General features: G+C 56.4%; 20 protein-coding genes and 2 riboswitches. Of the genes, 4 read left to right on the forward strand and 16 right to left on the reverse strand.

Annotation, left to right across the window (positions count from 1 at the left end):
• Window positions 1–198 (forward strand): NAD(P)(+) transhydrogenase (Re/Si-specific) subunit beta (locus AC1DIH_RS04920; RefSeq protein WP_477770818.1); only part of this gene is annotated, 198 nt, incomplete at its 5' end.
• 84 nt (window positions 199–282) lie between these two features.
• Here the strand turns inward: AC1DIH_RS04920 and AC1DIH_RS04925 are convergent.
• Window positions 283–1,251 carry a DNA-binding protein gene (locus AC1DIH_RS04925; RefSeq protein ID WP_477770819.1) on the reverse strand — a complete coding sequence of 323 codons (969 nt, stop codon included), beginning with the start codon at window positions 1,249–1,251 and terminating at the stop codon, window positions 283–285.
• A gap of 182 nt (window positions 1,252–1,433) precedes the next feature.
• Here AC1DIH_RS04925 and AC1DIH_RS04930 point away from each other — a divergent pair, with 182 nt between their 5' ends.
• Window positions 1,434–2,414 carry a tyrosine-type recombinase/integrase gene (locus tag AC1DIH_RS04930; RefSeq protein ID WP_477770820.1) on the forward strand — a complete coding sequence of 327 codons (981 nt, stop codon included), beginning with the start codon at window positions 1,434–1,436 and terminating at the stop codon, window positions 2,412–2,414.
• A 6-nt stretch (window positions 2,415–2,420) separates the two neighbouring features.
• Here AC1DIH_RS04930 and AC1DIH_RS04935 read toward each other — a convergent pair whose 3' ends face one another.
• The 14 genes from AC1DIH_RS04935 to AC1DIH_RS05000 all read right to left on the reverse strand — a co-directional run bounded on the left by AC1DIH_RS04935 (window position 2,421) and on the right by AC1DIH_RS05000 (window position 17,544).
• The gene (locus AC1DIH_RS04935) at window positions 2,421–3,614 is read right to left on the reverse strand and encodes an EAL domain-containing response regulator (protein WP_477770821.1); all 1,194 of its coding nucleotides are present in this window, start codon (window positions 3,612–3,614) and stop codon (window positions 2,421–2,423) included.
• Window positions 3,615–3,625: 11 nt separating this feature from the next.
• Window positions 3,626–4,720 carry a fimbrial protein gene (locus tag AC1DIH_RS04940; protein ID WP_477770822.1) on the reverse strand — a complete coding sequence of 365 codons (1,095 nt, stop codon included), beginning with the start codon at window positions 4,718–4,720 and terminating at the stop codon, window positions 3,626–3,628.
• On the reverse strand, window positions 4,720–7,317 hold the full coding sequence (locus AC1DIH_RS04945) for a fimbria/pilus outer membrane usher protein (RefSeq protein WP_477770823.1): 2,598 nt from the start codon (window positions 7,315–7,317) through the stop codon (window positions 4,720–4,722). Before AC1DIH_RS04945 ends, AC1DIH_RS04940 begins: the two co-directional genes overlap by 1 nt.
• Window positions 7,318–7,351: 34 nt before the next feature.
• Window positions 7,352–8,092, reverse strand: a complete 741-nt coding sequence (locus AC1DIH_RS04950; protein ID WP_477770824.1) for a fimbria/pilus periplasmic chaperone — start codon at window positions 8,090–8,092, stop codon at window positions 7,352–7,354.
• Window positions 8,093–8,164: 72 nt separating this feature from the next.
• Window positions 8,165–8,710, reverse strand: coding sequence for a fimbrial protein (locus tag AC1DIH_RS04955; RefSeq protein WP_477770825.1), 546 nt, complete (start codon window positions 8,708–8,710; stop codon window positions 8,165–8,167).
• A 293-nt stretch (window positions 8,711–9,003) separates the two neighbouring features.
• The gene (locus AC1DIH_RS04960) at window positions 9,004–9,777 is read right to left on the reverse strand and encodes an OmpA family protein (RefSeq protein ID WP_477770826.1); all 774 of its coding nucleotides are present in this window, start codon (window positions 9,775–9,777) and stop codon (window positions 9,004–9,006) included.
• Window positions 9,778–9,787: 10 nt separating this feature from the next.
• Window positions 9,788–10,204, reverse strand: a complete 417-nt coding sequence (locus AC1DIH_RS04965) for a DUF4398 domain-containing protein (RefSeq protein WP_427528943.1) — start codon at window positions 10,202–10,204, stop codon at window positions 9,788–9,790.
• A 479-nt stretch (window positions 10,205–10,683) separates the two neighbouring features.
• Entirely contained in the window at window positions 10,684–10,917 is a 234-nt protein-coding gene (locus AC1DIH_RS04970) for an Hpt domain-containing protein (RefSeq protein ID WP_477770827.1), read from the reverse strand.
• Window positions 10,883–14,326 carry a transporter substrate-binding domain-containing protein gene (locus tag AC1DIH_RS04975; RefSeq protein ID WP_477770828.1) on the reverse strand — a complete coding sequence of 1,148 codons (3,444 nt, stop codon included), beginning with the start codon at window positions 14,324–14,326 and terminating at the stop codon, window positions 10,883–10,885. The genes AC1DIH_RS04970 and AC1DIH_RS04975 overlap by 35 nt, the downstream gene beginning before the upstream one ends.
• Window positions 14,327–14,953 carry a response regulator gene (locus AC1DIH_RS04980; protein WP_477770829.1) on the reverse strand — a complete coding sequence of 209 codons (627 nt, stop codon included), beginning with the start codon at window positions 14,951–14,953 and terminating at the stop codon, window positions 14,327–14,329.
• 141 nt (window positions 14,954–15,094) lie between these two features.
• A complete protein-coding gene (locus AC1DIH_RS04985; RefSeq protein WP_477770830.1) occupies window positions 15,095–15,883 on the reverse strand; it encodes an EAL domain-containing protein in 789 nt (262 codons plus the stop codon).
• Window positions 15,787–16,284, reverse strand: a complete 498-nt coding sequence (locus AC1DIH_RS04990) for a response regulator (protein WP_477770831.1) — start codon at window positions 16,282–16,284, stop codon at window positions 15,787–15,789. The genes AC1DIH_RS04985 and AC1DIH_RS04990 overlap by 97 nt, the downstream gene beginning before the upstream one ends.
• A gap of 148 nt (window positions 16,285–16,432) precedes the next feature.
• The gene (locus AC1DIH_RS04995; RefSeq protein ID WP_477770832.1) at window positions 16,433–16,777 is read right to left on the reverse strand and encodes a cupin domain-containing protein; all 345 of its coding nucleotides are present in this window, start codon (window positions 16,775–16,777) and stop codon (window positions 16,433–16,435) included.
• Between the two features lie 209 nt (window positions 16,778–16,986).
• Window positions 16,987–17,544 (reverse strand): ester cyclase, encoded by a 558-nt coding sequence (locus tag AC1DIH_RS05000; protein WP_477770833.1) that lies wholly within the window; start codon window positions 17,542–17,544, stop codon window positions 16,987–16,989.
• 103 nt (window positions 17,545–17,647) lie between these two features.
• Between AC1DIH_RS05000 and AC1DIH_RS05005 the strand changes: the two genes are divergently transcribed.
• Window positions 17,648–18,571: a LysR family transcriptional regulator gene (locus AC1DIH_RS05005; protein ID WP_477770834.1), complete on the forward strand. Its 924-nt coding sequence runs from the start codon at window positions 17,648–17,650 to the stop codon at window positions 18,569–18,571.
• Between the two features lie 3 nt (window positions 18,572–18,574).
• On the opposite strand, the gene AC1DIH_RS05010 is transcribed toward AC1DIH_RS05005, so the two are convergent.
• Complete coding sequence (locus tag AC1DIH_RS05010; RefSeq protein ID WP_477770835.1) at window positions 18,575–19,567, reverse strand: sodium:calcium antiporter; 993 nt, start codon at window positions 19,565–19,567, stop codon at window positions 18,575–18,577.
• Window positions 19,568–19,600: 33 nt separating this feature from the next.
• A riboswitch (yybP-ykoY riboswitch) is annotated at window positions 19,601–19,761 on the reverse strand.
• Window positions 19,762–20,135: 374 nt separating this feature from the next.
• Window positions 20,136–20,310: riboswitch (M-box (ykoK) riboswitch) on the forward strand.
• A gap of 76 nt (window positions 20,311–20,386) precedes the next feature.
• Between AC1DIH_RS05010 and AC1DIH_RS05015 the strand changes: the two genes are divergently transcribed.
• On the forward strand, window positions 20,387–21,406 hold the full coding sequence (locus AC1DIH_RS05015; RefSeq protein ID WP_477770836.1) for a magnesium transporter: 1,020 nt from the start codon (window positions 20,387–20,389) through the stop codon (window positions 21,404–21,406).
• Window positions 21,407–21,453: the final 47 nt, after the last annotated feature.

The raw sequence follows: 21,453 nt of genomic DNA on the forward strand, positions 1-21,453 counted from the left end.
AAGAACGACCCGAAATCGCCGATTGCCGGCATGCCGATTCTCGAAGCCTTCAAAGCCAAGACCATCATCGTCAACAAACGCTCGATGGCCAGCGGTTATGCCGGCCTGGACAACGAACTGTTCTACCTCGACAAGACCATGATGGTCTTCGGTGATGCCAAGAAGGTCATCGAAGACATGGTTAAAGCCGTCGAATAAGCTCCCCACATACATTCTGCGAGGGCTATGCTTTCGCAGAATGTCGCGCGACCTACCCAGCATCGGTCGAAAGCTTGATGCACCTTAGCCATCGACATTTTTTGCGATAGTTGCTCGAGCAGCATCCAGCTCTTCTGCCAGGTCGTTCGCCTCTAGTGATCTCTTCTCCAGAGCATCAGCCAGCTCATTAATGTTGTGCTGCAAAGTGCTGACCTGATCCAGCAACACCTGTTTGCCACCCTCGCCTTGCGCGACCAGGGTTTTGAGCGAGTTTATTTCGCCCGTCTGGCGCTCCTTGACCAATTCCTGATCCAGATACGCCTTCTGCTGCTGGCGAGCTTCGGTTAATAAACGCTCGTTGTCCCGATTCAACTGAGTCAGCTCATCCTGTTTGATGATCAGCGTTTGCTGCAGATGGCGCAGCTCCATCTGGACCTGTTGCAACTGCCCTTCATGGCGGCGTTGTTCCTGCTCGCGCTGCTCCTTGATCGCTCCACGGTAGTGCTCTAGCGCATCACGTGCGTGCAGGTGCTTTTCCTCCAGCGAACGAATCTGCTCGTCCTTGTCCTTCATCCGCGCTTCAAGATCCAGATTGGACTGACTCAGCCGGGCATTGCGGGTTTGTTCGGCCTGTAATGTCGTACGGCAGGTCTGCAGTTCGGTCGACTCTGTATCCAGGGCGCTACGCTGGATATCGAACTGTTGCTGGAGTTGTCGCAGTGCATCCTGACTGGCCTGAAGCTGTTCGAGTAACTCGCTTTTCTCGGCCCGCGAAGCCGCGAGTGCCTGTTCAATCTGCTCCTCGCCCTCCTCTGCCAGGCGCTGCGCCACCCGCGCCACCAACTCGTTCAATTCGTCGCTGAGCCCCTGTTGAGGCGCTTTTCGGCGCTGATCAACCTCATCGAGCTCCTTCAGATAGCGATGAATTGTGGTTTTCGAGCCAGTATTTCCGAGTTCAACCCGCACGGCATCAATGCTCGGATTCTCTCCGCGAGCCAGCAGCGCCTCGCGTGCTTTCTGCACGATTGCCTTGTTTACACCGCCACGGGCCATTTTTTGCTCCTACGATTTCATACTGTTTTACATACCATGTATTTACGTTCTATTTTTGCGTGAAGTAAAGACCTATAAAACCGCAGTCATCTGATAAAGTAATCGAGCGTTATCGCATCAGATAAACAAAAATCGTCTTTTCCACGGCCGGAAAAGGTACGTTCGCGGGGAGATGGGTCGAGATGAGCAAGGTTGATCGCTACCTGCAGGCGGGCACCCGGGAAAACACCCGGCGCAGCTACCGCGCCGCAGTGGAGCACTTCGAAGTGACGTGGGGCGGCTTTCTGCCGGCAACCGGGGACAGCATCGTGCGCTACCTGGCGGAATACGCCGACCAGCACACCGTCAGCACGCTCAAGCAGCGTCTGGCCGCCCTCGCCCAATGGCACATCACCCAGGGCTTTCCCGATCCGACCAAGACACCGGCCGTGCGGCAGATGATCAAGGGCATTCGGGCCTTGCACCCGGCCCGGGAAAAACAGGCGGCTCCCCTGCTCCTGCAGCACCTGGAACACGCTGTTCAGTGGCTGGAACGAGAGGCGGAACAGGCCGCCGCGCGGCACGACCTGACGGGGATGTTGCGCAGTCGGCGGGATATCGCGTTGATGCTGATCGGGTTCTGGCGGGGTTTTCGCGGCGATGAGTTATCGCGAATACAGGTGGAGCACACCCAGGCGCAAACAGGTGTGGGCATCACCTTCTATCTGCCGCACAGCAAAGGCGATCGCCAGCACTTGGGAACGACCTTCCGCACACCGGCCTTGAAGAAGCTCTGCCCCGTCCAGGCCTATGTGAACTGGATTACCGTCGCGGGCATTGCGCGAGGGCCGGTCTTCAGAAAACTCGATCGTTGGGGGCACCTGGCGGAGGATGGCCTGAATGCCAACAGCCTGATCCCTTTGCTGCGTCGGGTGTTTAGCCGAGCGGGCGTGCCCGGCGAGCTGTACACCAGCCACTCATTGCGTCGAGGGTTTGCGACCTGGGCTACCGCTAATGGCTGGGATGTAAAATCGCTGATGACGTACGTCGGCTGGAAGGACATGAAATCGGCCATGCGCTATATCGACACGGCCGACTCATTTGGGGAGTTAGCCATGGAGCATTCGCCCTCTCCTTCGCCAATGCCTCGAAAACATTCCAGCGCTCTCGCCGAAAAGCTCTAGGTTGTGTCATGCAGCGGATGCAATCGGTAGCCATCGCAATAGCTCAGGACCACTCATGGGCCTGGCAAACAGGTACCCCTGCCCCTGCCTGCAACCGAGCGTAACCAGCTGCTCGCGCTGCTCCTCAGTCTCAATACCTTCGATCACCACAGACATGCCAAGACTTGCACCAAGGGCCAGAGTGCTACTGATCACCGCCCGACAACGCGGTTCTTCATTTAAGGTGCGGACGAACTCAGCGTCGAGTTTGATTTCGTTGAACGGCAACTGACACAGGCGTTGCATCGATGAAAAGCCCGCACCGAAATCATCAATGGATAATCGGCAACCCATCATCCGCAAGCGCACCAGGCTTTCGAGACTCGTGACTGGCGCTTCCAGCAAACCACTTTCTGTAAGCTCGAATGTCAGGCCGAATCCCGGCGCCGCATGATGAGCCAACATTTCCTTTATAAGGGTAGTCAGTTTGCTATTGGATAATTGGACCGTTTGCAGATTAAAAGCAATGTTCAAATTGAAACCCAGGCCCTGCGCCTGCTGTTGCATCTGCAAGGCCTGATGCATCTGCCCGAGCAATAGCTCATCCAATAACCCGCAACGCTCCATTACCGGCATGAACACCGCTGGAGACAGAGTCCCCTTGAGCGGGTGGATCCAGCGAGCCAACACCTCAACTCCGCAAACTTCCCCGGTCAGCAGATCAAGTTTTGGTTGGTAGTGCGCCTGCAATTGTTGTCGGGATAAAGCCAAACGAATTTCATCTTCACTCGCCAGCTGCGGCGACGGTTGGGAGACGACATCTACCTTAGGAGCCACCAGATACTGAATCAGTAAGGCCTTCAACTCGCTGGACTGAACGGGTTTACCAAGATCCCCCAGAAACTCAAGGCCTAGCAAAGAAACGATCTGCTGCACTGTTCGGCGCAGATCAGCCGACAACGAACTGTTGATAATGATCGAGCCCACTAGCACGGAAAGACCCGCCCGCTGAAAAAATTCCAGACCGTCCATCCCCTCCATGCGCAAATCACACAACGCAATGTCGACCGGACCAACCTCTTTCAGGATCTCCAGCGCGTGAGCACCGTCAGCCGCCTGGAATACTTCACTACAGCCAAGCTGGTGCAGCATATTGACCGCAACCGATCGCTGAAAGGAGTGATCCTCAAGCACCAGTACACGTAACGGGAGCTTAGGCATGCGCTCGACTCCTATTGGTAATTGATGGTGAAAACCGCAGACGCATTGGCGGGGCCCGCTGAAATGTTCCCTGCGGTCAGGATATAGCGAGCCTTGAGCGGGATGGTGTAGCTCGCGCCCTCCAGAGCTCGCGGGATAACGCCGCTGGGGCCAAGGGTGGCCAAGGGCAAAGGGGGACCGGAACTGTAAGCCACCTGCACACCGACTCCGGTTGCTTCAGCAGCGTCGCCGGGAGCGCTGGGGTTGAGGCTCAGGATACCAAGGGACGGATTGATCGCAGGCCGTGTTGCATCCAGACGCAGCATTAGCACGTTTGCATCAGGGGTACGCGGGGTCACCGTACCATCGCTCCCCCACCTTGGGCCGCCGCCTCTCTGCGTACCGTAAAAAGCAGGGCAGTTATTCAGCGCAATGGAAAAATCCTTCCACGGTGTGAAACTGTTCAGCCCGGAAAACTCGTTGGTCATATGCGTGCCCATGGGTACCGTGACATCCGGTGTTTCACAGGTCCTGGATACGACATTGATACTTCCGGAGAAATTGACGCGTGAAACATCAAGCGTATTACTGCTCACCCATTTCTGGTCGGCGGTGGGCAGTTGCGAACCTTGAATGGTCCCCGGAGATACATCGCCGATTTTGATGAATGACACATCAAATGCCACCGTTGATTGGACACCCCAGACACAGTTAGCTGTACCGCCACCGCAGTTTATAAAGCTTTCGGAGAACGGAAGTGGAGTACCAGCGTACCAAATAGCCACACCGATGCCCGGCACCCCTGATTGATAGACATGCCCCCCCCAAGGTACTCCCACCCAACTTGACAAAGGCAGCGGCAAAACAGGCAGTCCGCGACGCCTTTCAATGTTGTATAGCCCGGACGAGCAGCTAATTCTCAAGCCGGTAGAAGGTGAAAACGTCTGCCGATACACCTCGGTCCCCAAGGGCACATCACGTCCCACCGTAATATTGCCACCCAGCAACGGCATGGTCCTGATCAGAGTAGAGGTGCCGTCAACAAAGTTGCAGTCGGCCATCGCCGTCCCCACGACCGACGACAATCCCAGCGCCGCACTCAACTTCAACACTTGCATCATGTTCATCACTTGATCTCCTGTGCGCTGTTCACAGAAGCAACGCGATTATCGGGTTGTGCGGCCGAACACACGGCATCCACCTGTCGCAGTTGTTTGCCATCACTTTTGCCAGGCGGCAGGGGCAAGGCGCATTGCTGACCAACCTGGGGCCCCCAACTGATCAACAGTCGGCGGGCGTCTTCCTTGACTCGCGCATAGAGCTGACCGCCCTGCCCGACCACACCCACAGAAACTCCGCGATCATCGACCACACCGGCACCGAACGGCAGCGGGCTGCCATCGATCAAGGTCACGTTGAGCAACAATGCCTGGCCATTGCTGGTGCCGTACTTGAGTGCTACCACAGCACCGGCACGCGGAGCGGTTTGCTGACTGGTTTCGGTCAACTCGACGTCCAGCGAAGTGCCCAACGGATCGATCGCTACTTCGTTAAGTTCATAAGGACGCAAGTAAGGCACCACTGCATTACCCCGACCATCAAGCTTGAGACCCGGGAAGCCGACGACTTTCGCACCCTCGGCTCCCGGCGCACTGACCACTGCCATGGTTTCACCGCGATACGGGGTGAAGGTCACGCCGGTCGGGTGAGCCACCACCGATCCGCTGGCATTGAGCGACATGCTGTCATAGCCCTCGCCCCGACTCAGTGTTCCGCCGACGATAGCTTTAGGGCTGATGTACTGACCATTCAGCGAAGTGCTGCTGGTACCACTTGCGCCTTCGTGGCCGGCAGTGACGCCGTAGTTATATTGGCGATCCTCACCGGCCGTGCCGCTCAGGGTCGCCTGCTCACTGAAGCTGCCGTTATTGTCGCGCATGACCCGTGCCGACAGCTGTGGCCGGTTGATCGAGAATCCGAACTCCAACGGCATACTGACGGTAAACAACAGGTTGTTTTCCATGTCGCCCAGGCCAATGCGGCTGCGGTTGGCGCTGACACCATAGCTGACCGAATTGACCTGCTTGTTGTAGCTGAACTGGTACTGCACATCGCTGCCCGGGAGGTTCCAGTAATTTTGGGTAAAGCCACTGAATGCGACCTGGCCCCAATCACCGAGGCTTTGGTTGGCGGTCAGCGAAAAACGACTGCGTGGACGTCCGAACAGGCTGGTATCCAAACCGCTACGCTCGGCATCCAACAGTTGCACGGCATTGTTGAAATCCAGGTAACCCTCGGTAGAAAACCGCGTGGCTGCCACCGCAAAGTTACTGCCTGTACTGAGGATGTTTTTGCTATATGACAAACGCAGGCTCTGGCCTTTGGCAGCACCGCTTGGCAGATCAGTCTGAGCATGCGTGATGTCCGCCGCCATGGCACCAATCGGAGTGCTAAACGCCAGACCACTGAGCACGGCCATGTAGTCGTCGCTGACTTGAGAGCCCCCAAATCCCGTAAATGTATTGTTCAGGCCACGCTGATAAGTGCCTTGCAGCACTTGGGCCTGCTGAGTGATGTAGTTGTTGCGCGTTTCACCGGCAGTGACGCTGAAACGCGAAGTCCCCGGACGCAGCAACTGCGCGGTCGAGGCATAGGGAACAATGAAGTGCTGCTCGCTACCGTCCGCTTCGTAGACAGTCACGTCCAGATCACCACCGTAACCCGTGGAGTACAGATCATCGAGAACGAAGGCTCCCGGCGCCACGGTGGTTTCATACAACAGGTTGCCAGCCTGACGCACGGCCACTCGGGCGCTGGTACGGGCAATACCGCGAATCACCGGCGCGTATCCGCGCTGGGACTCGGGCAACATCCGGTCATCAGTACCCAACTGCATGCCACGATAGGCCACGGTGTCGAAAATCTCGCCGCTGGTGTTGGATTCACCGACGGTCAGCTGGCTTTTGAGCGACGTAATATCGCGCTGCGCGTAGGTATTCAGCGTCTGGTAATCCGGACCACTGATCTTGTCCCAGCTCAGCGAACCGTTGTGACGCAGGCGCCAGTCACCCACGTTCAGGCCGGTATTCAAGCCCATGTAGGCCGAATCATAATCTCCGGTACGGGTCTTGTTGTGGTTGGCGTTGACGTTATAGTTCAGGGTGCCAGCGGTCACACCACGGTCCCACAACTCAGGGCTAACGTAGCCACGGGCGTCACGGCGCAGGGCAATCTGAGGAATGCTTAGATCCAATTGCTGCGTGGACGGCGAAAAACTCGCACTCGCCCCTTCAATCAACTGCGCCAGGTCCAGGCACTGTTTGCCGCTTTCCAGGCTTAGCGTCGCCTCGGGGCTTAGCTTGCGCAAATCAACGCCTATCAACTCCAACAGCCCACGGTTGATACAGATGGTCGGGCTGCTGCCATCGGCTTCTGCATTGATGCGAATATCCTGACGGCTCACCAGCCGGCCATTGACCGCCACATCGGCACGGTATTCACCTGGCAGAACCGGATTGCCTTTCTGGTACTGAGTCAGGTCCAGGCTGCGCGAGTCTTGTGGCAGGAACACATCGTTGAACTGCACGTCTTCAGCCAGCGCGCCCTGTGCTGCAAAAATCCCCGGAGCAACCGCAAAGGCTTTGAGAATCAGCGCCGTCAATGGATTCAAGGCAAAGCGAGGCCGAGCCCGCAGGGTCGCCCCGTGGCTGAATAAAGTGGTCATAGGCTACTCGTGCGCAGGAACGTTCGCGTAAGGGTTAAGGCTTCAGAACTTGCTGAGTGGGCAACAATGCGCCGTAGTCGTTGATGGCGTTGAATTGCACTTGAGCACTCGTCGCCGGCATGGCCTTGAGGGTGGGTATCGCAAACGATTTGCTCTCGCCCGGGCCGACCATGCCATCTTCGCTTGGATAGCGCTGATTGCCCGCCACCAGAGTCAACTCGACCTGGGAAACGTGGTAGGCCGTCGGGTTGTAGGCCTGCAAAGCAAAGCCTTGATCAACCTTGACCAGCTTCCATTGCAACTGCGCAATAGCGTCAGTCGGCTTGCCTTGCAAGCCATCAGGCCGGTAGAAAATCTTGATCCGTGAACGGAAGGCCATCTGCAATACGTTCAGATCCACCGGGCCTTCAGCCTTGGGTGGAATCTCCAGCACGTTGAGCCAAAACACCGACTCCTTAGTGGTAGGCAAGGCCGCACCTGTGAACATCAGGCGCAGGCTTTGCCCCTTGCTCGGGTCAATACGCGATACCGGCGGCGAGAGCACAAACGGTGCTTTCGAACTGGTAGGACTGGAATCTATATCGCCACTGTCCACCCAGGATTGCACCAGGGCCGGACGAGTACCGTTGTTGTTCAATTTGACGGTGATTTCTTTCTGACCCGCCGGGTAAACCAGTCGGGTTCCGGTGATCACCACACCGGCCATGGCTTGGGAACAGATCAAGCCTGCAAGCATCGCCAACACACCACAGCGAAGTGTTTTTGCATAATTCATCATGCACCTCATCAGCCTCACGGTGGCGCACCCCCGCCCTCCTGGACGAGAGCGCGCTGCCGTGGACGTGGCTTATTGGTAGTCGACGTTGTAAGTCACGGAGCTGACCACGGTGCCCGGCGTGGTGGTGCCGGTAGCGAAATACTGAACGGCGTACGGCATGGTGGCCGCACCCGTGGCATCGATAGTGTTACGGGTAGTCTGGGTCTTCTGGTTGGTGTTACCCGCCTGAATGATCGCGCCGCCTTGGGCGTCGACCAGTTGCAGCTGCACGTTGGTCGCAGTGCCTGTCATGTTGTTCAGGTTGCCGCTGACCGGGTCAACCGTCGAACCCGAATTGAAGAAAGCGGCTGCGGTAGTCGCTGCACCTACGCAGTTAGTCAGCTGGATGTTGAAACCGGTACGGCCTTCGGCCTGTCCGGCAGCGTTCAAAAGACTGGTAGAGATGGTTGGCAGGGTTACAGTGGCAACGGCTGGAGTCACCACACCGTCAACAGCGATGGTGCATGTCTGGTTGACCAGTTCACCGTTGAAGTTGATGGTGCCGTCGGCGGCATTGGCGAACTGAGTACCTGTAGCTGCAACCAGCACGGCGAGAGCGAGGGCTTTGCGATTCATGAGACAACTCCAAAAAGAAAGAATTTGAAACCTGTCGCGTATGCCTCGATGGTTTGCCAGACGCTGGATGCGTCGTGGATAAGATCAAACCATCTGCCTTGGGCGACGGGGCTATATTCGCCTTCTACCCAGGCTGCAAACGTAGGCACCTTCCCCTCCGTTTGTAGGAAATTTCCTAGGAAATTCGTTCCATGTGGCGAGTGAAAAACTTCGACATTACAAAACCGACGCCCATTAAAAAGCCCGCATCCCATAGATGGGCAGCGGGCTTCAAGACAATGAGAGAGCACTGGTCAGTTGCGATTTCCGACGCTGGCCGCGGCATTGGAGACAATGACTTCGACCCGGCGATTATGCTGGCGCGACTCGGCATTGCCATTGTCGGCAACCGGGAATTCCTCGCCGTAACCCTGGGTGCTGAGCCGTTGGCGATCGATGCCCAGGCGCACCAGCGCCGAAGCCACAGACGCTGCGCGCCGTTCCGATAGTTGCTGATTGGAGTGCGCACTGCCGACGTCATCGGTGAAGCCTTCTACCCGAACCTTGCGCTCAGGGTTGCTGAGCAAAAAGTTCGCCAGTTGCTGAAGCTGCCGTTGGCTGCCGTACTTGAGATCAGCCTTGCCAGTGTCGAACAGCACATCGCCGAAGGTAATCACTTGCCCACGCGGCGTCTGTTTGGCTTTCATCGCCTGTAACGCCTTAAGCTGCTGAGTACGCACATCGAGTTGAACCTGAGTGCGCTCAGCGGCGATGTTTTTCAGCTTTGCCTCAGCTTCGCGCCCCAGAATGGTCTGTTCGGCCAGGGCTATTTTCTGACTGGCCAAGTAGGCCAATTGGTCGATTGCCGGGTCGCGACGATTCTGGTTGGACGCTGCGTCCGCCTTGTTCAGGGCGTTGAACGCTTCTTTGGTTTCCAGTGCCGCCAGCGTCTGAGACTCAGGCTTGCCTTGCAACGAACTGAATTGCTCGCGGGCCTGCTGCAAGTGGCTGTTGATCGGCGGTACGGCACACCCGGCAATCGTCAGCACCAACAGGGAAATGCCAGGGAACATCATGGATCTACACATAATCGTATCCTCACTCGGCGTCGGTGGCAGTTGGGTTAAAGCCCGTATCCGGGGCCTGGAGCATTTCCTGTTTCAGCACCTGAATGCCAGCGCGGGACTGTTGCAATTGCTGCTGCCACTTCACGGTGCGTGCCTTGCGCTCGGCCAGGTTTGCATCCACTTCGATCTGTTCGGCCAGAGCCCGTGCCTGAACGTAATTACGCTCGCCCATGGCACGTTCCATCAGAAACATCTTGTCCTGAGCGGCTTTCATTTCCAGCGGCGCATACTGCGTTGCCTCGGCGGACACGGCACGACTCACTGCATTTCTGGACAACACCATTTGGTCATCCGGCGCGGGGACATTGGCACAGGCACTCAACGCCAAACTGGCCGCTAACAGCGCCGTCCAGTTAATCGCACGGCGATATACAGGTTGAATAGTCATCAACAGCTCCAAATCAAATCACGTTTAATCCGGGACCTCTCCCGAATCAGCTCATACATATTTCAATACTCGAATCGTTAGAAAAGCCGTTTAAAAGGCGATAGAACTCCTTGCCCTGATAATTCAAGGCTGTTGCAAAAAGTGGCTTAAATCAGTTGCGGGAGGCTTGGGCGAAAAGAGGACGTCGGCATAACACGGTAATAGCCCAGTGTATGGACGTGTTTTTCAATGCGGGGGCGTTGGGCACGCTGCGGATCGGCAACGAATATTTTCAGTTGGGTGGACATGATTTCGACAGCCTCGCTTGGACACTCAAGATGCGACATGTCCAACAAACTATCCGAAGCTACTACCCAACTATGTAGGACATTTCCCAATGATGAAACCGAGAAAAAGGCTCTTCTTGGCTCACGCCGTGGCGTTGTCAGCAAGCGCGTGCACTTCACGAACGAGCTTGCTCACCACCGCGTCATAGCTCCTTATTCGAAGCGCAGCTCCAGTCTCAGCGCCAGCTTTTCCATTGTCTGGTGCAGTACATCCACCGCCTCGGTCAACACCGCAGAATCGAGCCCGTTGCAGGCTTCCTCCAGCACTTCGCAGCATTGGATCAGGCTGTGGGCCTTGATGATCCGCGCGCCGCCCTTGACGCGGTGGGCAAGATCCGAAAGTCCCTGCATGTCATGCTGAGTGAAGAGTTGCATCAGCCGCGCCATGTCCTCTTCGTTGCTGCTGGCCAAGTCCCCCCAACAGACTATTGATTGAGGCTCGATCGCCTCGGGTAAGTTGCTCGAGACTGGAAAGGTCGAAGCCGTCGTCACTCTCCATTCGATCTTCTTGCGCCGGGATCGACACGGTGTCTGGCGTTACCGATGACAGTCGCGCGCCAAGGTCTTTGAGACTGATGGGCTTGAACAGACAATCGTCCATTCCCGCCTCCAGGCAATGGATCTTTTCTTCAGGTTGGGCGTTGGCGGTGAACCCGAGAATCAGGCTCGGCACCAAGCCTCGCGTGCGCTCTTCGTCACGGATGGCCCGGGTCAGTTCATAGCCATTCATGATCGGCATGTTGCAGTCAGTGATCACGACATCGAAGCGTTGGCTGCGCCAGGCACGCAAGCCGTGCGCACCGTCTTCAGCGTCCTTGACCTTATGCCCCAGATAGCTCAGTTGTTGTGACAACAACAGGCGGTTGGCCGGGTAATCGTCGATCACCAGAATATTCAATGCCTGGTTTTTTTGATCCGGCTCCTCATCCTCGACGGCTGCCTGAGCCAATGGCGCCAGAGTCAACAGGTTCAGCGTAATGTCGATTTTCGTGCCCTGGTTCAACTGACTCGTCAGAACCAACTGGCCACCCATCATTTCACACAGAGTCCGGCTGATCACAAGCCCCAATCCGGAGCCGCTGCGCACCGACTGGTTATTGTTGCTTGCCTGGGAGAAAGGGCTGAACAGGCGCTGCTGGTCTTCCTCTGAAATCCCCCTGCCCGAGTCTTCAATCTGCAAGGCTATAAGCAGGCGCTCGCCATTAGTGTCGGGCTCGACACGCAGACTCAAACCCACCCGGCCTTGTGACGTGAACTTGATGGCATTGCTCAGCAGATTGGACACGACCTGTTTGAAGCGAAGGGGGTCGATCAACACATCGCAGTTCGCGCCAGCGTCCAGATCCAACACCAATTGCAAGCGTTTCTGCCGGGCCAGACCTTCGAAGATCCTCATCACGGACTCCAGCAGCTCACGCAGGTTGGCACGTTCAGGACTCAATGACAGGCGTCCCGACTCGATGCGCGCGATATCGAGAATATCGCCGATCAGATCAAGCAATCCCCGTGCGGCCCCGGAGGCCACCTCAATGGAAAACCGGTCGGTGACGCCCTGCTCGGCTTTTTTCATGGCCAGTTCCAGCATGCCGATCACCGCATTCAACGGTGTCCGAATTTCGTGGCTCATAGTGGCCAAAAAGGTGGTCTTCGCGCGGTTGGCGTCATCGGCACCCTTCTTGGCTTCGCGCAGCTCCTCGAGCAAGCGTTGCCGCTCGCTCACATCAATCCAGCCGGCAATCATGCCGCTGACTTCGCCGTCACTGCCGCGATACGGCAGCATCCAGTGGTAAATGGTCAGCGCTCGACCGTCGGGCATGCTCAAGGTCCGGTCCTGAACGCGAGGCACGCCCTCTTCCATGACCTGTAGGTAATCCTGGTGATAGCCCATAGCTTGCGCAGGGTGACTCAACACGCCCTCAATCACGGTTTTACCGATGACAGCTTCACGCTCAACACCGAATACCGTCAGGTAGCCGGAGTTGCAGATCATCAAGCGACCTTCCCGATCACGTACGTAAATCGGGTGCGGTGTGCCGTCGATCAATACCCGCATGAACTCCAGCTGATCGTTGAGTGCCAGCTCCGCTTGTTCACGCCGACGCATCAATCGGCGCAGGTAGGCAATCCACGCCAGCGCCAGAAACAGCAGCACCGCCGCAAGCGAAAAACCTTGAATGATCGCCGTGCGGTTGCGCAGCCAATAGCTATCATCCACCACGACCTCACTGCGCCAACGGTTCGTCAACTCGTCCAGCTCTTCCGGTGGAATACTCAGCAGTGCTTTATCAAGGATCGAATACAGCTCCAGCGCGCCCCGTTGCGTAGCGAAGGCAATCAGTGCCGGCTGGGTGCCAACGGTACTGGTTACCTGCAGGCGTTCGCGGTAACGGCGGGAGATGATGTAGCGAGCACTGATGAGCGAATTGACCGCACCCTGGACCTTGCCTTGAGCGACCAGCTCCATGGCATCGGAGGCATTTTCGGCAGATACCAGCTCCACCTCCGGAAAATGTTCGATCAGATACTCGCGCAGCACGTTGCCGCGAATCAGCGCCAGGCGCATACCTGCCATATCATCGAGCGTATTGGGCTTGAGCGTTCCAGCGCGAGTGACCAACACGAACGGGTTGACCAAGTAAGGCCTGGTGAAACGCAACGCGCCTTCCCGCTCGTCGCTGGGCGTGATGGCGGCCAGCATATCCGCTTTGCCACTGGTGACCTGATCGATCAGGTTGCCGACCGAATCACCCCGCTGAACATCGAACTTCAGACCGGTTCGCAGGCTGACCTTGGCCAGCACATCTGCGCTGATGCCACGAAAGCGTCCCTGCTCGTCCATGAAGGTCAGCGGCAGGAAACTATCGTTGATCACCACTTTGACTCGCGGATGCTTGTCCAGCCATCGCTGCTCACTGACACTGAAATGCAACGGCTGCTCTCCTGGCATGCTGCTGCCTCCGGCGCTCCAGCGACGCAGAATGTTGATGCGCTCGGTCACCGGAATCGCGTCCACCGCCTCATTGACGATACGCAACAAACGGCTATTGCTGCCAGCCACTGCGAACGCGAACGGTTGGACCTCCATACGCGAGAAGTCCGCCAGTTGCACATTGTTCAGGTAGTTTTTGCTGATCAGGTAATTGGCGCTGATCGAGTCCCCGAGGTACACATCGGCCTGACCAAAAGCCACAGCGCCAATTGCGCTGAGGGTTGAAGGATAAAGACGCACCGAGGCCTTGGGGTAAAACGCTTCGACCGCACTGGGCGGTAAGTAGTGATACAACATCGCCACTTTTTTACCTGCGAGGTCCGGCGCGAGTGTCTGGCTATCGCCCGCACGGGTAACCAGCGTCGGTTGATCCTGAGCGTAGGCCTTCGACATCGCCAGCTCCGGGTCAGTTGCTTCGAACCCGTTGGCGGTACCCAACAAATCAATCTCACCACGCTTGAGTGCATCGATTACCTCGACCCGTGACGAGTAGCGGCGCACTTTCACATCGATGTGCAACAGCTGGGAAAGCAGCTTTGCATAGTCGGCCGTCAGCCCTTCGTATTCATTACTCTTATTGCTTATGCTGAACGGTGGGTAATCTGGCGTCGAATCACCTAACACCAACGAACCCTTGTGCCGTAACCAGCTCCAGTCCTGTTCATCCAGGTTGACCTGATAGTCTTCAACGCTCGAACGCCCAAGAATATGCAAGTGCTCCGGCTCAGCGGCATCCACCGGTAATACGCTACTCAGCGAACACAGAAGCATCAGTGCAATGAGGTACTTTCGAAAAGAAGCACTCATCTAGACGAGGTTGTTACGCTTGGCGAAATCAGCCAGGTACACCACCGACTTCACTCTGAGTTTCTCGATCAGGCGTGTTTTGTAGGTGCTTATCGTTTTATTGCTCAGCAGCATGGCGTCGCCGATTTCCTTGTTGCTCAAGCCATTGGACAGCTGTTGCAGAATCGTCAGCTCGCGATCGGACAAACTTTGGATCAGCTCAAGATCCGTGGTTTCTGCGTCGCTGCGGCGCACGGAACTGGTCGCCAAGTTGGGGAAGAAGGTGTAACCGGACATCACTGCCTTGATCGCCTTGACCAATTCATCCAGGTCATTTGTCTTTGAGATGTAGCCCGCGGCTCCGGCCTTCATGCAGCGCATGGAATAAAATAGCGGCGACTGCGAAGTCAGCACCAGAATTTTGCTCGGCATCCCCAGCGCAGAGATACGACTGATGACCTCCAGACCATCAAGCTTGGGCATGGAAATATCCAGGATGATCAGGTCTGGTTCATGTTCACGGGCCATCTGCAACGCATCTGCACCGTTACCTGCCTCCGCGACCACTTCGAACTGTTCCTGTTTCAGAAGCATCTTGACCGACGAGCGAATGAACGGGTGATCGTCCACAACCAAAGCTTTATACATATGAACCCCTGTAAGGCACGCCGAAGATATCCGGTGACGAGAACGTCCATGTTGCTAAAAACGATGGAATGATTAACGGGCCGACCCGGGCTAAAAATACACGAGCGGCGCTTAATTGTAGGAAATATCTGAGCACTGATTTCACTGCGCCTTCCGAGGCTCTTCCAGCCACTTCAACAAACAGTGCCCGGTCATGGGACGCGCCAGGTAATAGCCCTGTCCGATCTTGCAATCCATCTGCACCAGCACATCACGTATTTGCTGGCTGCTCACGCCCTCGATCACAAGATTCATGTTGAGTGAGTGAGCCAGCGCCTTGGTACTGGAAACCATGGCCCGGCTTCGCGGTTCAGCCAGGTTTCGGACAAACTCACCGTCAAGCTTGATCTGATTGAATGGCAACTGACACAGTAACTTCAAAGAGGAGAAGCCTACGCCAAAATCATCGATAGACAGGCCGCAGCCCAACATTCGCAGGCGAAGCAGATTTTCCTGGGTTTTTGGCTGCAAATCCAGCAAACCATTTTCCGATAATTCGAATAACAGTCTGGATCCGGGTAGCTCATGACGCATCAAGGCATACCGGATATGTTCGGTCAGTTCATAGCTGGCTAACTGTGAAGCGTGAAGGTTGAACGCTAGCTCAAGGCTCACATTTTTGCGGCGCAGTACACCCAGCAGACACAACCCCTGCTCCAGCAGTTGTTTAAACATCTCGTCGATCAAGTCGTAGGCCAGGACAGCCGCGAGAAAGTCCTTCGGCAACAGCAGGCCCCGAGCGGGATGCTCCCAACGTACCAGGACTTCTGCACCGGCCAATTCACCACTGTCCATCAATAACTTGGGCTGGAACCACCCACGAAACTCACCCAACGCCAGGCCACGCCGCACATTATCCTCACTCGGTAGCTCATCATATCGATCGTGCATGACCAGGATGTTCGGCGCGGTCGACTGTAACGCTGTAGCAATTTGTGCAATGAGCGCAGCTTTAACGGCTGGCTAAGCATCCCGAGCAATTCGATACCCGATAACAAGGCCATTTGCCCAATTGCACGTTGCAACTCAGGCTGCAACTCGCGGAATAAAACCACGGCCCGGACCATATCGGTCTTGCTTGCGCAGTGCAGAAACTCCAGACAATCGAGCCCATTGCCGCTCAGGTCACAGAGCACAATATCGACGCCGCCCGATAAGTGCATCTGCACCATCGCCTGTTCGCCATTACTCGCTTGCAGCACATCGTGCACGCCGAGTCGCTGTAGCATCTTTACCAGCACGCTTCGCTGAAACCCGTGATTGTCCATAACCAGCACACGTGGAAGGATCATCTTTATCAACCGATTTGCAGACCCGAAGGCAGCAATAGTCGCGGTTTAAGATGATCATCCTGGAAGGATTAATCCCGCCGTCTTGTAGGAAATTTCCCAAGGTGTGGCTGGGCATTGCATAGTCGGAATGAGGCGCCTGAGGCTGACCTCACTCCTGCCTGACAATATCGACCGAGATCTCCACCGCCGCAACCGTCCCTCTGTTTTCAAGCCAGTGCGTGGTGTTCCTGTCCTCTGGCCAGCCCACTCCGGGCCCATAGTCCGTGGCGACTCCATTTCGATGGTCAGTGATCGTGCCTTGCAGAATGTAGACGATGCCCGGTCGGTCTTTATGGTTGTGAACCGGCCCGAAGACGCCTCCAGGCTCGATGGTCACCATACGCATTCGAAATTGGCGCCCTGCCATGCCCTCGATCTCAGGACCCAGGTCAACGGTGGCAAGTAACTTCACCGCCACACCTTTCGTCTCGGGTGCTACCTGTTCGCGACTCATCATGCTCTCCTCTCTGTACAAGCAGGGCCTGACTGTAAGTAAACACCCTAAAAGGCTAACCGGGTACCGTATCCTGACGCCAAGGGCCCATGAAACATTCCAGGCCGCGGCAATACGCGAGCTGCTCATGGAGCCGGTGTCTACGAGTCAGCTACATAACCGTCGCTGCCAAATGGATTCATGATCAATGTCCATCAGCGTGATCCCCCTTACTTCACCATGCCAAGCTGTTGCAGCAGGGTCAGGTTATCTTCGAGATGCCAGTTCTCGGCGATACGACCTTCGACGACGCGGTAGATGTCCGTCGCGATGAAGTCGATCGGCTGCCCTGTGCCCTGAACGCCCTTGAACTGGCCGGTAAAGTGACCGGTGAAACGCAAATGAGCGATGACCCGGTCGCCGACCACCATTATCTGTTCCACTTCGCACTGGATATCAGGAATCGCCGCGTGCATGGTTTTCGATGCCGCGATCGGCCCGGTGATGCCTTGGGGGCGACCTGGCGGCAGTGTCGAATCCTTGAAGTCGGGTGCCAGGGCGGCGCGAGCGAGCGCTTCGTCGCCGGTGGTCCAGAACGTGCCATAACGGCGTGCGGCCAGGATCTGTGCGTCGGCCTGCGCCTTCGCAAGGCTATGGTCGACGGTCACCGTGTGGGGCTGGACGAGCGGATCGGTCGCGGCGAAGACGGGGCCCGCCGTGATGGCGACCAGGGAAGAGAACAACCAGCAACGTGCGTGGGTCAGGCGTGCAACAGGGAAAAATGACATCAGGAGTCTCCAGTCGTTGATTGATGTCGCCATTCTGTGCAGGTCTCGTTTATTTGATAATTGACGTACTATTTGAATCACTTTCAAAAACTATCGAAATATCATGGACTACCTGGGCGACATCAGGCTGTTTGTCGAAGCCGCCAATCTGGGCGGATTATCGGCCGCCGGCCGCAAACTCGGACTATCCCCCGCTGCCGCGAGTGCGCGCCTGGTCAAGCTCGAGTCGGTGTTGCATACGCGCCTGTTCGAGCGCACGACACGCCACCTGCGCTTGACGGATGAGGGGCAGGCGTATTTGGCCTATTGTCAGCAGGCACTCCAGGCACTCGATGATGGCCATGCCTTCCTACAAGCCGGGAAAAGCGTCGTGGGGGGCAAGGTGCGAATTTCCGCAACCTCGGATTTCGGTCGAAACGTGCTGAAGAACTGGCTTGACCAGTTCAACACCCAATACCCCGAGGTGAAGTTCGCGTTAGTGCTGTCGGATTCGCTGTCGCATTTGTTGCAAGACGATATCGACCTCGCCATCCGATTTGGTGTGCCACCGGACAGTTCCTTCGTTGCCCGGCAGTTGGCCCCCAACCGGCGCGTGTTGTGCGCCTCGCCCCACTATCTTGCAAAGCATGACGCCCCCGAGCACCCACGGGATCTGGAGCGTTTCGACTGTATTGTCCTCAACTCTGTTGCCGGGCCGGCGAACGACTGGCGCTTCACCCGAAATGGCAAAGTTGAAAACTATACGGTCCCGCTCGCAAACGCTCGCGAGACGAATGACGGCGCGGTTGCTCGAGAATGGGCGGTTCACGGTTACGGCATTGCGATGAAATCGCTGTGGGATATTGGTGCAGACCTGCGAGCAGGACGCTTGAAGATCCTGTTGCCGGAGTGGCGAACTGCGGAGGCGCCGGTACATGCCCTGTATCAACGCAACCGGTACATGGCGCCCCGCGTACGTGCCCTACTCGATTTTCTGGTCGAGCGCTTTGCAGAAGAGTCCAGCCACCTGGACGACTACTTGAGCTGACAGCTACGCCAGATCAAGAACCTTCAAAAGGACTGCAAAGAGGATGTACAGCGACACCATCGATGCCAATAGCCAGCGCGAGATGATGCCCTTTCGGAACGCGAAGAACATGATGCCCACACCTATAAGGGTGATGATTGCTGCCAGAACCAGCGACGTGTCCAGCGCCCAAGGCGTAAAGAACAGCCCGAATGCAGTGGGCACTGTGGCTTGAATCATCATGGCGCCACTGATGTTGGCCAAGGCCAGTCGGTGTTTACCCTGCCGAACCCAAATGATCGCATTCAGCGTTTCAGGCAGCTCGGTGGCAATCGGGCTGAGCAACAGGGCCAGCAGTTGAGGGTGAATACCCAGCATGGGGCCCAGGGCATCGAGTTGTCCGACAAAGAAGTGCGAGGCCGCAAAGATAACCGCCAATGCAATAAGCGTTTGAATCACTGCCGCGAAGGTCGACGGAGTCGCTTTGCCTGGCGCAAGTTTCAGGGGCTCGAGTTCATGCTCTTCTTCATCCTGCTCACCGCGCATTTCCTTCCAGAAATACGCCGCATAGGCCGCCAGGAAAAGAACACCCAACCAAGGTTTGTAGGCGAACACGACAAGACCGAGCGCAATCTTTGCAATGAAGATTGCGAGGAACCATCCTTGATCACGGCTGAGCCGCTTGAAGTCCTGACGGATGGCCTCGGTATTCGCCAGGCGCTGACGACACAGCAAGAGTGTTACACCGACTACCGCATAGGCGATCGTCGCCAAAACCAGAGGGCCGCCGAGTGCAGCACCGACGCCGAGGGATTTCTGCTCTGGCGTGTCGCCAAACACAACGGCAATAAACGTGATGACGCTTTCCGGTAATGCCGTACCAAAGGCCGCCAGAATGGAACCCGTGGCTTGTTGCCCGACCGCAAGTTTGCGACCGACCCACTCGATGCCATTAACGAAGTATTCACAAGCCAGATAGATGACAACTGCGGAGCCCAACAGCAACGCAAACGTCATGGGCATTGAATGCATAAGGAAACCTGAGGGGCCGGACACAAGAGCCAATGGTTCAGACACCCGCGTCCGACCCACAGACAGGTGTCTTCACCAATGGTCTTGCCAAGTCATATGACCGGTCACGCCATGGCTTGCGAGCCAAGTATGTTGACGTGACCCCTTCCGAAAACGAAGGCGGCTACTCCCCAAGGGAGCGGCGATCCTAAAGACCAGGTACTAATGCGTCAACGACTTAGTTGCGAGTTTTCAAATTCAGGAGTTCATTGTTTTATGTCAGGCCCATATATAGCTAGAGCAGGCGGTACTTTAAATGCTTGATACAAGCACTTGTAACATTCCATGTCTAAAAAGAGCTTCAGCAGCAATTTCTGAATGAACGCTGAACACTATCCATCGAGTGGGTTACAGCAAAAGCAATCCCTCTTATTCTTGTTCCGGAAGTAATCCTTCAGGGGGTTATCAAACATTCTTTAATGGCAGTTATTGTTCAGGAGGCAATTAAACAGCAGCAAACTCACACCGGCGTTGCCCGACTCCAGATCGGCACCGCCCTGGTTTATTTAATGTTGCAGTATCTCGTTCGGCGAGGCTCCTGTACAAACACAGGTCACTGATCTGACGACGTCGAGAGACGCCCAAGGTTAAGACAGGCTCTATCGGATTAAGGTTTAGCCCAAGTGACTTCCGGCCAACATGGCCCGGATACGTTGTACAGTGCCAAAACCTAGACGTGGAGATCGCTTTCTGCACTCTCTTCTCTGGTTTACGCCCCTATGTGAGATCTGTTTGTGGTCAAAACAGCTACGGGGACTACCTCAAATGTCAATGGCAAGCGCTACCCCTTCCACCTTCAAGGACATCCGCCTGAAAGACACAGTAGTGTCTTACATGAGCCCTCTGCTCATCACCGTGACCGGCAACATGACGGTCAACCTGGCCAGGGAACATCTGCTCAAGCAACTACCGGACGATGATATTCCGGCCCACATCTTTGTCACCGACCCGCGCAGCGCTTTGCATGGTCAGCTGTCGGTGAAAACACTGCTTACGGAGAAAAACACCGACCTTTGCGTCCGCGATCTGATGCTGCCCATCCGCTTTTCGGTTTCGCCGAATCAGCTCCGGCACGATGTTGCGCCCGAGCTGATCGAGAAAGGCGTGGACATCGTTCCCGTGGTCAGCGAAGGCCGGCTATTGGGCGTGCTGTATGAAAAAGAAATCGCGACGCTGATTCAGGATGAAGGCACCGACGACGCTCAACGCCAGGGTGCCAGCCTGCCGCTGGAAACGCCCTACCTCAGCACCAGCCCGTGGAGTTTGTGGAAAAAGCGCTTGCCGTGGCTACTGCTGCTATTTCTCGCCGAAGCCTACACCAGCACCATCTTGCAGGTATTTGAAGAGCAACTCGAAGCCGCCATTGCCCTGGCCTTCTTCATTCCCCTGCTGATCGGCACTGGCGGCAACAGCGGCACCCAGATCACCTCCACGCTGGTACGGGCCATGGCCCTGGGCGAAGTCAGCCTGCGCAATGTCGGCACGGTGCTGCGCAAGGAAGTGACCACTTCCTTCATGATCGCACTGGCCATCGGTGTCGTGGCGTGGATCCGGGCGTGGATGCTCGGAGTGGGATCGGAAATCGCCATGGTGGTCTGCCTGACGCTGGTCGCCATCACCATCTGGAGCGCCGTTGTCTCATCGATCATCCCGATGCTGTTAAGAAAACTGCGCATTGATCCGGCAGTGGTCTCCGCCCCCTTCATCGCGACCTTTATCGACGGTACCGGCCTGGTGATCTATTTCAACATCGCCAAAATGGTGATGACCGACCTGCCGGCTTAAGCCACTCACCAGACAGCCCCGAGTCACCAGATGCCGGGGCCGTCTTG

Source organism: Pseudomonas sp. 05N36, from assembly GCF_056397385.1.

Excerpts from the sequence above, each read along its gene's own strand:
- AC1DIH_RS04925 (WP_477770819.1), bottom strand. The coding sequence starts at position 1,251 with ATGGCCCGTGGCGGTGTAAACAAGGCAATCGTGCAGAAAGCACGCGAG.
- AC1DIH_RS04930 (WP_477770820.1), top strand. The coding sequence starts at position 1,434 with ATGAGCAAGGTTGATCGCTACCTGCAGGCGGGCACCCGGGAAAACACC.
- AC1DIH_RS04935 (WP_477770821.1), bottom strand. The coding sequence starts at position 3,614 with ATGCCTAAGCTCCCGTTACGTGTACTGGTGCTTGAGGATCACTCCTTT.
- AC1DIH_RS04940 (WP_477770822.1), bottom strand. The coding sequence starts at position 4,720 with ATGAACATGATGCAAGTGTTGAAGTTGAGTGCGGCGCTGGGATTGTCG.
- AC1DIH_RS04945 (WP_477770823.1), bottom strand. The coding sequence starts at position 7,317 with ATGACCACTTTATTCAGCCACGGGGCGACCCTGCGGGCTCGGCCTCGC.
- AC1DIH_RS04950 (WP_477770824.1), bottom strand. The coding sequence starts at position 8,092 with ATGAATTATGCAAAAACACTTCGCTGTGGTGTGTTGGCGATGCTTGCA.
- AC1DIH_RS04955 (WP_477770825.1), bottom strand. The coding sequence starts at position 8,710 with ATGAATCGCAAAGCCCTCGCTCTCGCCGTGCTGGTTGCAGCTACAGGT.
- AC1DIH_RS04960 (WP_477770826.1), bottom strand. The coding sequence starts at position 9,777 with ATGTGTAGATCCATGATGTTCCCTGGCATTTCCCTGTTGGTGCTGACG.
- AC1DIH_RS04965 (WP_427528943.1), bottom strand. The coding sequence starts at position 10,204 with ATGACTATTCAACCTGTATATCGCCGTGCGATTAACTGGACGGCGCTG.
- AC1DIH_RS04970 (WP_477770827.1), bottom strand. The coding sequence starts at position 10,917 with ATGGCGCGGCTGATGCAACTCTTCACTCAGCATGACATGCAGGGACTT.
- AC1DIH_RS04975 (WP_477770828.1), bottom strand. The coding sequence starts at position 14,326 with ATGAGTGCTTCTTTTCGAAAGTACCTCATTGCACTGATGCTTCTGTGT.
- AC1DIH_RS04980 (WP_477770829.1), bottom strand. The coding sequence starts at position 14,953 with ATGTATAAAGCTTTGGTTGTGGACGATCACCCGTTCATTCGCTCGTCG.
- AC1DIH_RS04985 (WP_477770830.1), bottom strand. The coding sequence starts at position 15,883 with ATGCACGATCGATATGATGAGCTACCGAGTGAGGATAATGTGCGGCGT.
- AC1DIH_RS04990 (WP_477770831.1), bottom strand. The coding sequence starts at position 16,284 with ATGATCCTTCCACGTGTGCTGGTTATGGACAATCACGGGTTTCAGCGA.
- AC1DIH_RS04995 (WP_477770832.1), bottom strand. The coding sequence starts at position 16,777 with ATGAGTCGCGAACAGGTAGCACCCGAGACGAAAGGTGTGGCGGTGAAG.
- AC1DIH_RS05000 (WP_477770833.1), bottom strand. The coding sequence starts at position 17,544 with ATGTCATTTTTCCCTGTTGCACGCCTGACCCACGCACGTTGCTGGTTG.
- AC1DIH_RS05005 (WP_477770834.1), top strand. The coding sequence starts at position 17,648 with ATGGACTACCTGGGCGACATCAGGCTGTTTGTCGAAGCCGCCAATCTG.
- AC1DIH_RS05010 (WP_477770835.1), bottom strand. The coding sequence starts at position 19,567 with ATGACGTTTGCGTTGCTGTTGGGCTCCGCAGTTGTCATCTATCTGGCT.
- AC1DIH_RS05015 (WP_477770836.1), top strand. The coding sequence starts at position 20,387 with ATGTCAATGGCAAGCGCTACCCCTTCCACCTTCAAGGACATCCGCCTG.